We start from the raw sequence: 12,501 nt of genomic DNA on the forward strand, positions 1-12,501 counted from the left end.
CCTTATTCCTCCAATTGTTTAAGACTGCGGCTGCGAATCTCTTGTTGCAGCTTCTCGATCACTTCATTTACGTCCATGCTTCCCAGGTCTTTACCACGGCGGGTGCGAACGGCAACTTTGCCTGATTCCACCTCTTTATCACCACAGACCAGCATATATGGGACGCGACGCAAAGTGTGCTCGCGGATTTTAAAGCCAATCTTCTCATTTCTCAAGTCTGCTTTAACACGAATGCCCGCATTTGATAGTTTTTGCGTCAATTCGTTAACGTATTCAGACTGTGAATCGGTAATATTCATGATAACAACCTGAACCGGCGCAAGCCAGGTCGGGAAGAAACCAGCGAATTCTTCGGTCAGGATACCGATGAAACGTTCCATCGACCCCAGAATTGCGCGGTGAATCATTACCGGTACCTTACGCTCGTTGTCTTCACCCACATAGGAGGCGCTCAGACGAGACGGCAAGGAGAAGTCCAGCTGTACTGTACCGCACTGCCATGCACGATCGAGGCAGTCATACAGGGTAAATTCAATTTTCGGACCGTAGAAAGCGCCTTCACCCAGTTGATATTCAAACGGGATGTTGTTTTCTTCCAGCGCAACTGCCAGGTCCGCCTCAGCACGATCCCACATTTCGTCGCTGCCAATACGTTTTTCAGGACGAGTGGAGAGTTTGACGACGATCTTCTCGAAGCCAAAAGTGCTGTACATATCATAGACTAAACGGATACATCCGTTAACTTCATCGCGAATTTGTTCTTCAGTACAGAAGATATGCGCGTCATCCTGGGTAAAACCACGTACACGCATCAGGCCATGCAGCGAACCTGACGGCTCGTTACGGTGGCAGCTACCAAACTCGGCCATACGCAGCGGCAGATCGCGATAAGACTTCAGCCCCTGGTTGAAAATTTGTACGTGACCCGGGCAGTTCATCGGCTTAATGCAGTATTCACGGTTCTCAGAAGACGTGGTGAACATTGCATCTTTGTAGTTGTCCCAGTGACCGGTTTTTTCCCACAGAACACGGTCCATCATGAACGGACCTTTAACTTCCTGATACTGGTACTCTTTCAGTTTAGAACGAACAAACACTTCCAGTTCACGGAAGATGGTCCAACCGTCGTTGTGCCAGAAGACCATACCCGGCGCTTCTTCCTGCATATGGTACAGGTCGAGCTGTTTACCGATTTTACGGTGGTCGCGTTTCGCGGCTTCTTCCAGGCGCTGCAGGTAAGCGTTTAGCGCTTTTTTGTCTGCCCACGCCGTACCGTAAATACGTTGCAACATTTTGTTGTTGCTGTCGCCACGCCAGTAAGCCCCTGCCGTTTTCATCAGTTTGAAATGATGGCAGAAACGCATGTTCGGTACGTGCGGACCGCGGCACATGTCGACATATTCTTCATGGAAGTACAGACCTGGCTTGTCATCATGGGCGATGTTTTCGTCAAGAATGGAGACTTTGTAGCTCTCCCCACGGTTGGCGAAAGTTTCACGCGCTTCGTGCCAGCTGACTTTCTTTTTAATGACGTCGTAGTTTTTCTCAGCAAGCTCATGCATCCGCTTCTCGAGTGCTTCGACATCTTCCTGGGTTAACGTGCGGTCAAGATCAACGTCGTAATAAAAACCGTTGTCAATAACCGGGCCGATTGCCATTTTGGTATGCGGCCAAAGTTGTTTAATCGCGTGCCCTAACAGGTGCGCACAGGAGTGACGAATGATCTCCAGACCTTCTTCGTCTTTGGCGGTAATGATCGACAGTTGTGCGTCGTTTTCAATCAGATCGCAAGCATCAACCAGTTCACCATTAACGCGCCCTGCGATACAGGCTTTCGCCAGACCTGGACCAATGTCCAGCGCAACATCCATGGGGCTTACAGCGTGGTCGTAATGGCGTTGGCTGCCATCAGGAAGAGTTATAACAGGCATTTTATATCCTTATTTGCAGTGGTGACCCACACGAAAGATCACATACAAAGAAAAATTTGTTTATTAACAGTTCATTGCGAAACCATCTAGCCAACAAATGCTAAATTGGTTCGCAATCAGGTACACAAATGAAAGACATTAACCTCTCACCTTCCACCCGGTTGAACGATGTTAACACTAAAAAAAGGGAGATTGTACCTTTCCGTTTCACATTGATTCGATTCGCAATTCGTTTGTAGTGAGTACACCAGCAAAACGCTTAAAGAACCACTGATAACATCACGCAGCGTCTGAAAGGTTTACTGCGAGCGGATTTACGCAGATAAACTGAATCCAGCAAAGTTCGTTGCGCTATTTGGCGGTGGTATTTAAACGATCATGAGATTAATGACGAACTGGTCATATCGCAATGATAAAAGTGACACAATTCTTATAGCAATTTTTCGTGCACATTTCGTTCTGGCGATAATAATTAATCATCATACTCAAAACCTCCAGACATATATAAGGCGAATAGATTATGAGTGAAAACGATATCATTATCAGAACTCATTATAAGTCTCCTCATAGAGTGCACATCGATAGCGACATACCAACGCCTTCAGCAGAGCCTATTAATCAATTTGCGCGCCAGCTCATCACCCTACTTGATAGCTCTGATTTAAGTTCGATGCTGTCATACTGTGTTACTCAAGAATTTACCGCAAGCTGTCGAAAAATATCACAAAATTGTTATTCCACTGCCCTTTTTATCATTAACTTTGCCACTTCCCCCATCCATGCAGAAAATATACTCATTACATTACACTATAAAAAAGAAATCATTTCCTTACTTCTGGAAACCACGCCCATTAAAGCTAACCATTTGCGAAGCATACTGGATTATATTGAACAGGAACAGTCAACTGCCGAAAAACGTAACCATTGCATGAAGCTGTCAAAAAAAATCCATAGAGAAAAAACTATACAACCAACAGTAAATCTCAATGGTAGTGCATTTTTTTTGCAATCTCCTTCTGACGCTATTTTTTGTCGCCATCTGTCATTACAATATGCCCTTGATTCCTTGGGAAATGGAAAAGGCAAAGTCAACCTGATTAAACATTACTCCTCCGTTGAATCCATACAACAGCATGTCCCTATAGTCCGGGACGCGGAGTTCAGAGCATTACTTCGCCATCCTCCTGCAGGGAGTCGCGTTATCGCGAGTAAGGATTTTGGCTTCGCTTTAGATATTTTCTTCTGTCGAATGATGGCAAACAATGTCAGTCATATGTCCGCGATTTTATATATAGACAATCATACTTTATCAGTAAGGCTACGAATAAAGCTGGCAGCGGATGGACAGTTAAATTATGTTGTGTCCGTTTACGATCCGAACGACACCAATGTTGCCGTCAGAGGCACCCACAGGACAGCACTAGGCTTTGTCTCGCTTGATAAGTTCATCAGTTCAGGTCCCGATGCTCAGACCTGGGCTGATATGTATGTTCGCAACTGTGCAATTGCAATTCTCCCTCTATTACCTGAGGGAGTTCCAGCGGCTATTTTCGCGGGTATTGCGACACGAATGCCATTTGCCCCTATACATCCATCGGCAATGTTGTTAATAATGGCCACAGGACAGACTCAACAGCTTATTACATTATTCAAACAGTTGCGCATACTCCCTGAAAAAGAAATCATTGAAATAATAACTGCGCAGAATAGCGTTGGTACACCTGCTTTATTTCTGGCTATGATGAACGGACATGCTGACAACGTAAAAATATTTATGCAAGAAATTCAGTCACTGGTATACAATCATATCATTCATGAAGATAACCTGGTTAAATTACTGCAAACTAAAAGTGCTAACGAAACACCTGGACTCTATATCTCCATGTTGTATGGATTCGATGAAATAATCGATATCTTTCTGAATGCATTAACCACTCCAATAGCACAAGAGCTTTTAAACAAAAAGCTGGTAATGGATATTTTAGCAATGAAAATACACGACGGTGAACCAGGATTATTCGCTGCAATGGAAAATAATCACCCTTTGTGTGTTACACGGTTCCTCTCAAAAATTTATGAAATCGCCTTTAAATATAACCTCAGTAAAATTAACATCATGGATTTATTAAAAGGCGCAACAGCACATGGAACCCCTGCTTTATACATCGCCATGAGCAAGGGTAATGAAGACGTCGTGCTATCTTATATATCGATGCTGTGTACTTTTGCAAAAAAATATTCTTTTAGTCAACATCAGTTATTCACACTGTTGGCCGCTAAAAATTATGACAACATATCAGCTGTTCATATAGCCATTCATCATAATCATTATAAAACGGTAGAAACATATTATGCAGCTATAAATGTAATCAGCCAAAGCCTGAGCTTTAGTCCAGATGAACTACAGGCGTATTTATAACTAAATATTTACGATGTATATGTTGATACATATACTTTAAACTCAATAACAGTGACCGGGTGCACAACGCCACCCAACGGCTGCAATTGCAAAAAATCCCTTGTTGCCTGTCCCTTTTGTTACACTCCGTTATCACGCACAAGAGATATGCAGGACACTGGTATGCCGACTAAACGCTTTGATAAAAAACACTGGAAGATGGTGGTGGTGCTACTGGCAATCTGTGGCGCTATGTTGTTGCTACGTTGGGCAGCAATGATTTGGGGATGAGCAGTGACAAACGAAAACAGCCAGACCGCATACTACGGTCCGGCAGATAATGTTACATGCTGTAGCCCAGCGATAAGGTTGTCCGACGATCGGTATGTTCCGGTGCAGACTCTGGAGGTTCAGAGTTCCATGTGACGTTGTAAGCCACCTTCAGTCCAAAATGTTCATTAATAGCAACATTTAATGCGCTTTCAGAGTTCAGCGTTGTGTCTTCCGCGCCAAAGACTGAAACACCCTGCGTAAATTTAGCGTTGTCAGTCAACTGCCATGCATAAGCCCCGGAGGCATAACCCAGCGGCTGGGTTTCATTGGCATTGTCGGTATATTTGTCGTAACGCACACCTGGACCGAATTCAAAGCGGAAACTGTGTACCGGGCCATTCAAAAACTGGCGACCATAACCCGCGGTCAACACATCGCGCTCTCGATAGCCGTTATAACGGTCTGTCAGCCAGCTTGCCTGCCCAAATAAATAGTCATAATCAGTTAAATTAAAACGGCTACGCCCGCCCGCCGCATATTTTTCTGAAGAACGCTCATCATTAGAAGAGGTATTACTGGCGTTCCCCCACAGCGACCAGGCAGTGGTATGTCCATACCAGGTCATGGTAGTGTCAGCCGTAAGTGAGGAGCTTTTCGTATTGCCTGATTGTGCAAGATATCCTGCATTCAGATTACCTTCGAAAGGTTTTTTAGCGCTGGCAGGATCGTCCATGACAGTAAAAACGGAATCATCGGCAGCTGCATTCAGTGACGCAAACATGCCCCCCGCCAACATAACGATGGCAGGAACTGTCTTCAAAAGCTTCATTTATCAAGAGTCCGTACAACAAAAAAAGAGACCTTCGCGGTCCCGGAAACTTTCTTAAGGATCAAAGATTAGCGTCCCTGGAAAGGTAACGAATTATAAAAAGGCGCGAATAACTTAGCAATGTATTCTTATTTCATTTTTTGAATAAGCATGTGGCGAAAACAGATTTTTATTTATATATATTTATCTGCAAAATTTTAAATAAAGCTCTAATAAATCATATTGTTAATTTCTTCACTTTCCGCTGATTCGGTGCCAGACTGAAATCAGCCTATAGGAGGAAATGATGGTACGTATCTATACGTTGACACTTGCGCCCTCTCTCGATAGCGCAACAATTACCCCGCAAATTTATCCCGAAGGAAAGCTGCGCTGTACCGCACCGGTATTCGAACCCGGAGGCGGCGGCATCAACGTCGCCCGCGCCATTGCCCATCTTGGAGGCAGTGCCACAGCGATCTTCCCGGCGGGTGGTGCGACCGGCGAACATCTGGTTTCACTGTTGGCAGATGAAAATGTCCCCGTCGCTACTGTAGAAGCCAAAGACTGGACCCGACAGAATTTACACGTACATGTGGAAGTAAGCGGTGAGCAGTATCGTTTTGTCATGCCAGGCGCGGCATTAAGTGAAGATGAGTTTCGCCAGCTTGAAGAGCAAGTTCTGGAAATTGAATCCGGTGCTATCCTGGTCATAAGCGGAAGCCTGCCGCCAGGTGTGAAGCTAGAAAAATTAACCCAACTGATTTCCGCTGCGCAAAACCAAGGGATCCGCTGTATCGTCGACAGTTCTGGCGAAGCGTTAAGTGCAGCACTGGCGATTGGTAACATCGAGTTGGTTAAGCCTAACCAAAAAGAACTCAGTGCGCTGGTGAATCGCGAACTCACCCAGCCAGACGATGTCCGCAAAGCCGCGCAGGAAATCGTTAATAGCGGCAAGGCCAAACGAGTTGTCGTTTCCCTGGGTCCACAAGGGGCGCTGGGCGTTGATAGTGAAAACTGCATTCAGGTTGTGCCACCACCGGTGAAAAGCCAGAGCACCGTTGGCGCTGGTGACAGCATGGTCGGCGCGATGACACTGAAACTGGCAGAAAATGCCTCTCTTGAAGAGATGGTCCGTTTTGGCGTAGCTGCGGGGAGTGCAGCCACACTCAATCAGGGAACACGCCTGTGCTCCCATGACGATACACAAAAAATTTACGCTTACCTTTCCCGCTAACTGAAACATTCCCCCTGCATTGGGGGAATCACCACCAACCTGTCGGCAACGCGTTTCTCCGACTATGCTCAAAAGTCATGTGATAACAAAGGGGTGAACTATGGCCAGTGGCGATCTTGTCCGTTATGTCATAACCGTCATGTTGCACGAGGATACATTGACTGAAATTAACGAGTTGAATAATTACCTGACTCGCGACGGTTTTTTGCTCACCATGACGGATGATGATGGAAATATCCATGAGCTGGGGACTAACACTTTTGGACTTATCAGTACCCAAAGTGAAGAAGAAATTAGAGAACTGGTTTCGGGGCTTACCCAAAGTGCAACCGGCAAAGATCCTGAAATCACCATCACGACCTGGGAGGAATGGAATAGCAACAGAAAATAAATGGTTTTTGGGCAATAATCAGTCTGTGGTGTGCGTTAGCTCGTGTTTTTACACCGCATTCTTGCGCTAACCTTATGATCTGGCAGACAACATGGGAGAGACATCATGTGGCAGGCAATCAGTCGTCTTTTGAGCGAGCAGTTAGGTGAAGGCGAAATCGAACTGCGTAATGAACTGCCTGGCGGAGAAGTCCATGCCGCATGGCATTTGCGCTATGCAGGACGTGACTTTTTCGTCAAATGTGATGAAAGGGAACTGCTTCCCGGTTTTACCGCCGAAGCCGACCAACTGGAGTTACTGTCGCGTAGTAAAACCGTCACCGTGCCTAAGGTTTGGGCAGTTGGCGCTGACCGTGACTACAGTTTTCTGGTGATGGATTATCTCCCACCTCGCCCGCTGGATGCGCATAGCGCATTTATTCTTGGTCAGCAAATTGCGCGTTTACATCAATGGAGCGACCAACCGCAATTTGGCCTCGATTTCGATAACGCGCTCTCCACAACTCCCCAGCCCAACACCTGGCAACGTCGCTGGTCAACTTTTTTTGCTGAACAACGGATTGGCTGGCAGCTGGAACTGGCGGCAGAAAAAGGGATCGCTTTCGGCAATATCGATGCCATCGTCGAGCATATTCAGCAGCGTCTGGCCTCGCATCAACCGCAGCCTTCTCTGTTGCACGGCGATTTATGGTCCGGCAACTGTGCGCTGGGTCCGGATGGCCCGTACATTTTCGACCCGGCCTGCTACTGGGGTGACCGAGAGTGCGACCTGGCGATGTTACCGCTGCATACTGAACAGCCGCCACAAATCTATGACGGCTATCAGTCAGTATCCCCGCTACCTGCCGATTTCCTTGAACGTCAACCGGTTTACCAACTCTACACGCTGTTAAATCGTGCAAGGTTATTTGGCGGTCAGCATTTGGTTATTGCTCAGCAGTCACTGGATAGATTATTAGCAGCATAATATGGGGTGAGGATAATGGCCGCTCCGTGCGGCCTTTTGATTAAATAAACCCCAGCAGGGAAAAGAACACATAACCTGCAGCAATACAAATAACCGGCAGGATATACAGCGAGAAAAACTGCAGGAAAATAGTATGGTGCGGCACAACAATACGTGACTCAATTTGTTCACGCGTTAGCCCCTCTTCCCCTTTGGCTTTTTCCAGAATGAGTTGATCTTCAACACCTTCCCGCAAGAAGCGCGCCTGGCGACTCATCCGGGCACCGGAATCCTGCAACGCCAGTCCGACAAAAATCAGGATGAAAATCACCCAGAACATAACGTTCACGCCACCATTAAAATTGGGGGTCGGGGAGTTATACCAGAACAGATTCAAAAAAGGCGTATTCGCCTGCATCATATCGATCATGACATGAGTAAAGTCGAGCATGACCGCATTAATGCCTTCCTGGTTTTCCTGCCGGGTATTCATAAATTTCAGCAAAGAAATCAATGTAGAGATCAATGCAGGTATAAAAATCACCCAACCTAAAATCCTTTTCAAAACAGCAATGCGTCCAGCTTGTTGATACGTCATGAGTTCTCCTTGATTAAGACGCGTCGTTTCACTTAGTTTACCTGTAGATATCTGTTTTCGCCCATTCTTTAAAGGCGATATGATAGGCGCTTAATCATAAGCACGGCTTAATACCTTACACATAATGCTCTAAAGGAGAGGTTGTAATGTCAACCCCGCGTCAGATTCTTGCTGCAATTTTTGATATGGATGGATTACTTATCGACTCAGAACCTTTATGGGATCGGGCCGAACTGGATGTGATGGCAAGCCTGGGGGTGGATATCTCCCGTCGTAACGAGCTGCCGGACACCTTAGGTTTACGCATCGATATGGTGGTCGATCTTTGGTACGCCCGGCAACCCTGGAATGGTCCAAGCCGTCAGGAAGTAGTAGAACGGGTTATTGCTCGTGCCATTTCACTGGTTGAAGAGACACGCCCATTATTGCCAGGCGTGCGTGAAGCCGTTGCGTTATGCAAAGAACAAGGTTTATTGGTGGGACTGGCCTCCGCGTCACCACTACATATGCTGGAAAAAGTGTTGACCATGTTTGACATACGCGACAGTTTCGATGCCCTCGCCTCGGCTGAAAAATTGCCTTACAGCAAGCCGCATCCGCAAGTATATCTCGACTGCGCAGCAAAACTGGGCGTTGACCCGCTGACCTGCGTAGCGCTGGAAGATTCGGTAAATGGCATGATCGCCTCTAAAGCAGCCCGCATGCGTTCCATCGTCGTTCCTGCGCCAGAAGCGCAAAATGATCCACGTTTTGTATTAGCAAACGTCAAACTCTCATCGCTGACAGAACTCACCGCAAAAGACCTTCTCGGTTAATAACCAAGGGCAGTTATCACGCTGCCCCTGGTTCTTTATCTGAATTTGCATTCAACTGGCGGATTAATCGTCAATTTAAGAGAAAGAGTTACACCGTCACTACTTCCGTGCACTGTATAAAAATCCTATACTGTACGTATCGACAGTTTAGTGAGTTTTATCATGACGGCGGAAGGTCACCTTCTCTTTTCTATTGCTTGTGCGGTATTTGCCAAAAATGCCGAGCTGACGCCCGTGCTGGCACAGGGTGACTGGTGGCATATTGTCCCTTCCGCAATCCTGACGTGTTTGTTACCGGACATCGATCACCCAAAGTCGTTTCTTGGGCAGCGATTAAAGTGGATATCAAAACCGATCGCCCGCGCTTTTGGGCATCGTGGTTTTACCCACAGTCTGCTGGCGGTATTTGCGCTGCTGGCAACCTTTTACCTTAAGGTTCCTGAAAGCTGGTTTATTCCTGCTGATGCGTTGCAGGGAATGGTACTGGGTTATTTGAGCCACATACTTGCCGATATGCTGACACCCGCCGGTGTTCCCCTGCTCTGGCCATGCCGCTGGCGTTTCCGCTTGCCTATCCTGGTTCCCCAAAAGGGCAACCAACTGGAACGTTTTATCTGCATGGCATTATTTGTCTGGTCGGTATGGATGCCCCATTCATTACCCGAAAACAGCGCTGTTCGTTGGTCATCGCAAATGATCAATACCTTGCAGATCCAGTTTCATCGGCTTATTAAGCATCAGGTTGAATACTAAAAAGGCAAAAATCGCCTTTCTGGAATAAGCAATTCCATTTGAATATAAGAGCCAGCTCACAGTTCTGTTAATCTTGCGCCAACACTATGACTGCTACGCAGTGATAGAAATAATAAGATCAGGAGAACGGGGATGAACTTTCCATTAATTGCGAACATCGTGGTGTTCGTTGTACTGCTGTTTGCGCTGGCTCAGACCCGCCATAAACAGTGGAGTCTGGCGAAAAAAGTGCTGGTGGGTCTGGTGATGGGTGTGGTTTTTGGCCTCGCCCTGCATACCATTTATGGTTCTGACAGCCAGGTACTTAAAGATTCTGTACAGTGGTTTAACATCGTTGGTAACGGCTATGTTCAACTGCTGCAAATGATCGTTATGCCGTTAGTCTTCGCCTCTATTCTGAGCGCGGTTGCCCGTCTGCATAACGCATCACAGTTAGGCAAAATCAGTTTTCTGACCATCGGAACGCTTTTGTTTACCACGCTGATTGCGGCGCTGGTCGGTGTGCTGGTCACCAACCTGTTTGGTTTGACGGCTGAAGGTCTGGTTCAGGGTGGTGCAGAAACTGCACGTTTGAATGCCATCGAAAGTAACTATGTTGGTAAAGTCTCTGACCTGAGCGTTCCGCAGCTGGTCTTGTCCTTTATCCCGAAAAACCCGTTTGCCGATCTGACCGGAGCCAATCCGACGTCAATTATCAGCGTGGTAATTTTTGCCGCATTCCTCGGTGTAGCTGCGCTGAAACTGCTGAAGGATGATGCGCCGAAAGGTGAACGCGTCTTAACCGCTATCGATACCCTGCAAAGCTGGGTGATGAAACTGGTTCGCCTGGTCATGCAGCTGACCCCTTACGGCGTTCTGGCGCTGATGACCAAAGTGGTTGCAGGTTCTAACCTGCAAGACATCATCAAACTGGGTAGTTTCGTTGTCGCGTCCTACCTCGGTCTTCTGATTATGTTTGCAGTGCATGGCCTTCTGCTGGGCATTAATGGCGTGAGCCCGCTGAAGTACTTCCGTAAGGTATGGCCAGTACTGACGTTTGCCTTTACCAGCCGTTCCAGCGCCGCGTCTATCCCGCTTAATGTGGAAGCACAAACGCGTCGTCTGGGTGTACCTGAATCTATCGCCAGTTTCGCCGCCTCTTTCGGTGCGACCATTGGTCAGAACGGCTGTGCCGGTTTGTATCCGGCAATGCTGGCGGTGATGGTTGCGCCTACGGTTGGCATTAACCCGCTGGACCCGATGTGGATTGCAACTCTGGTCGGTATTGTTACCGTTAGTTCCGCAGGCGTTGCCGGTGTCGGTGGTGGCGCAACTTTCGCCGCACTGATTGTGCTGCCTGCGATGGGCCTGCCTGTAACGCTGGTGGCATTGTTAATCTCCGTTGAACCGCTTATCGACATGGGCCGTACGGCGCTAAACGTTAGTGGCTCGATGACCGCTGGCACGCTGACCAGCCAGTGGCTGAAGCAAACCGATAAAGCCATTCTGGATAGCGAAGACGACGCCGAACTGGCACACCGTTAATTCTTATGCTGGCAACGGTCCGTTTTGTATAGGGGCCGTTGCCTTACTTTTTAAATGTTCCATCGCGGCGATGCATACTGACTCATATTTAAACAGATCGTCAGCGAAAAAAATGGCTAACTTATCAATACATTCCTGACTCAATGAATGTGCTTGTAGCGAGAAGCTTAAAACCTCATACCCAAGACGTTTTCTAAGTGAACTATCTGAAATACTCATAATCTCTTCAAGCACACCACTTCCCATTCCCGGAAGATTCAGTGGATTAAAAAGAAGATTGACATTAAGCATTGATATTACCGAAGGAAACTTTAGGAGACTCTCATTTTTTTGAATCGCAGCAAAAATGCTCCCAACAGGATGTATATAATTTTGTTCATAGTATATCGTTCTTAAATACTGAATAACCAACCTGTTTTTTATATTGATCAAATTGGTCATTTTTTCTGGTCGGAATTCACAGGTAAAATCCATCCCAACAAAATTCTCATTAATACCTCTTATCCTAATTTCACTACCATAAAGATTATTAATTATCACTCTATATTTAACATTGTCCTGCAGATATGTATCAAAACTAAGTGCTGGCGCTCCTGGCTTTGAGGCATCATAGTTAATGTTAGACATATAGGTAATCATATAATTGAAGTTTGATTCTGCTATTTCATCGCAGGCACATTGACCCGTTGATATAAAGAAAGTGAGTGCTGTCATGGTAGACTGCAGCCTTTCTTTAAAAGAGTCGAAGGCAAGGTTTTTAATATTTAAATTACCATAATCACTCTGTATTAAGTTTGTAGAAAACATCTCCCACCTCATATTTCAACA

12 protein-coding genes are annotated in these 12,501 nt (G+C 46.5%); 8 read left to right on the forward strand and 4 right to left on the reverse strand.

The genetic code is table 11. The annotated features are described in order from the left end of the window. Nucleotides 1-2: 2 nt before the first annotated feature. Entirely contained in the window at nt 3-1,931 is a 1,929-nt protein-coding gene (thrS, locus tag BEB54_RS02930; RefSeq protein WP_001144202.1) for a threonine--tRNA ligase, read from the reverse strand. Nucleotides 1,932-2,451: 520 nt separating this feature from the next. On the opposite strand from thrS, the gene espL1 reads away from it, so the two are divergent. Both espL1 and yniD read left to right on the forward strand, forming a co-directional pair. Beyond that, the gene (gene espL1 / locus BEB54_RS02935; protein WP_105276968.1) at nt 2,452-4,350 is read left to right on the forward strand and encodes a type III secretion system effector EspL1; all 1,899 of its coding nucleotides are present in this window, start codon (nt 2,452-2,454) and stop codon (nt 4,348-4,350) included. A gap of 162 nt (nt 4,351-4,512) precedes the next feature. Next, on the forward strand, nt 4,513-4,620 hold the full coding sequence (gene yniD / locus BEB54_RS02940) for a small membrane protein YniD (protein WP_001142445.1): 108 nt from the start codon (nt 4,513-4,515) through the stop codon (nt 4,618-4,620). A 52-nt stretch (nt 4,621-4,672) separates the two neighbouring features. Here yniD and BEB54_RS02945 read toward each other — a convergent pair whose 3' ends face one another. After that, nucleotides 4,673-5,431, reverse strand: coding sequence for a DUF481 domain-containing protein (locus BEB54_RS02945; protein WP_105276967.1), 759 nt, complete (start codon nt 5,429-5,431; stop codon nt 4,673-4,675). A gap of 286 nt (nt 5,432-5,717) precedes the next feature. On the opposite strand from BEB54_RS02945, the gene pfkB reads away from it, so the two are divergent. From pfkB to BEB54_RS02960, 3 genes are all read left to right on the forward strand, one after another. Then, nucleotides 5,718-6,647 (forward strand): 6-phosphofructokinase II, encoded by a 930-nt coding sequence (gene pfkB / locus BEB54_RS02950; protein WP_105276966.1) that lies wholly within the window; start codon nt 5,718-5,720, stop codon nt 6,645-6,647. A gap of 100 nt (nt 6,648-6,747) precedes the next feature. After that, nucleotides 6,748-7,038, forward strand: a complete 291-nt coding sequence (gene ghoS / locus BEB54_RS02955; RefSeq protein WP_000146149.1) for a type V toxin-antitoxin system endoribonuclease antitoxin GhoS — start codon at nt 6,748-6,750, stop codon at nt 7,036-7,038. A 105-nt stretch (nt 7,039-7,143) separates the two neighbouring features. Beyond that, a complete protein-coding gene (locus BEB54_RS02960; protein WP_000267670.1) occupies nt 7,144-8,004 on the forward strand; it encodes a fructosamine kinase family protein in 861 nt (286 codons plus the stop codon). 40 nt (nt 8,005-8,044) lie between these two features. On the opposite strand, the gene BEB54_RS02965 is transcribed toward BEB54_RS02960, so the two are convergent. Continuing rightward, complete coding sequence (locus tag BEB54_RS02965) at nt 8,045-8,581, reverse strand: YniB family protein (RefSeq protein WP_000222172.1); 537 nt, start codon at nt 8,579-8,581, stop codon at nt 8,045-8,047. Between the two features lie 146 nt (nt 8,582-8,727). Here BEB54_RS02965 and hxpB point away from each other — a divergent pair, with 146 nt between their 5' ends. From hxpB to tcyP, 3 genes are all read left to right on the forward strand, one after another. Continuing rightward, on the forward strand, nt 8,728-9,396 hold the full coding sequence (gene hxpB, locus BEB54_RS02970) for a hexitol phosphatase HxpB (RefSeq protein ID WP_105276965.1): 669 nt from the start codon (nt 8,728-8,730) through the stop codon (nt 9,394-9,396). Nucleotides 9,397-9,558: 162 nt separating this feature from the next. After that, entirely contained in the window at nt 9,559-10,149 is a 591-nt protein-coding gene (locus BEB54_RS02975) for a metal-dependent hydrolase (RefSeq protein WP_001295408.1), read from the forward strand. Nucleotides 10,150-10,281: 132 nt separating this feature from the next. Further along, on the forward strand, nt 10,282-11,673 hold the full coding sequence (gene tcyP / locus BEB54_RS02980; RefSeq protein ID WP_001010714.1) for a cystine/sulfocysteine:cation symporter: 1,392 nt from the start codon (nt 10,282-10,284) through the stop codon (nt 11,671-11,673). Between the two features lie 3 nt (nt 11,674-11,676). Here tcyP and BEB54_RS02985 read toward each other — a convergent pair whose 3' ends face one another. Then, complete coding sequence (locus BEB54_RS02985; protein ID WP_105282128.1) at nt 11,677-12,480, reverse strand: hypothetical protein; 804 nt, start codon at nt 12,478-12,480, stop codon at nt 11,677-11,679. Between the last annotated feature and the right edge of the window lie 21 nt (nt 12,481-12,501).

This window comes from Escherichia sp. MOD1-EC6021, from assembly GCF_002965245.1.
Lineage (GTDB): Bacteria > Pseudomonadota > Gammaproteobacteria > Enterobacterales > Enterobacteriaceae > Escherichia > Escherichia coli_F.

What these genes read in the sequence shown, in the direction of transcription:
- BEB54_RS02985 (WP_105282128.1), bottom strand. Translation starts at nt 12,480, where the DNA reads ATGTTTTCTACAAACTTAATACAGAGTGATTATGGTAATTTAAATATT.
- BEB54_RS02975 (WP_001295408.1), top strand. Translation starts at nt 9,559, where the DNA reads ATGACGGCGGAAGGTCACCTTCTCTTTTCTATTGCTTGTGCGGTATTT.
- BEB54_RS02960 (WP_000267670.1), top strand. Translation starts at nt 7,144, where the DNA reads ATGTGGCAGGCAATCAGTCGTCTTTTGAGCGAGCAGTTAGGTGAAGGC.
- espL1 (WP_105276968.1), top strand. Translation starts at nt 2,452, where the DNA reads ATGAGTGAAAACGATATCATTATCAGAACTCATTATAAGTCTCCTCAT.
- yniD (WP_001142445.1), top strand. Translation starts at nt 4,513, where the DNA reads ATGCCGACTAAACGCTTTGATAAAAAACACTGGAAGATGGTGGTGGTG.
- tcyP (WP_001010714.1), top strand. Translation starts at nt 10,282, where the DNA reads ATGAACTTTCCATTAATTGCGAACATCGTGGTGTTCGTTGTACTGCTG.
- BEB54_RS02965 (WP_000222172.1), bottom strand. Translation starts at nt 8,581, where the DNA reads ATGACGTATCAACAAGCTGGACGCATTGCTGTTTTGAAAAGGATTTTA.
- BEB54_RS02945 (WP_105276967.1), bottom strand. Translation starts at nt 5,431, where the DNA reads ATGAAGCTTTTGAAGACAGTTCCTGCCATCGTTATGTTGGCGGGGGGC.
- ghoS (WP_000146149.1), top strand. Translation starts at nt 6,748, where the DNA reads ATGGCCAGTGGCGATCTTGTCCGTTATGTCATAACCGTCATGTTGCAC.
- pfkB (WP_105276966.1), top strand. Translation starts at nt 5,718, where the DNA reads ATGGTACGTATCTATACGTTGACACTTGCGCCCTCTCTCGATAGCGCA.
- thrS (WP_001144202.1), bottom strand. Translation starts at nt 1,931, where the DNA reads ATGCCTGTTATAACTCTTCCTGATGGCAGCCAACGCCATTACGACCAC.
- hxpB (WP_105276965.1), top strand. Translation starts at nt 8,728, where the DNA reads ATGTCAACCCCGCGTCAGATTCTTGCTGCAATTTTTGATATGGATGGA.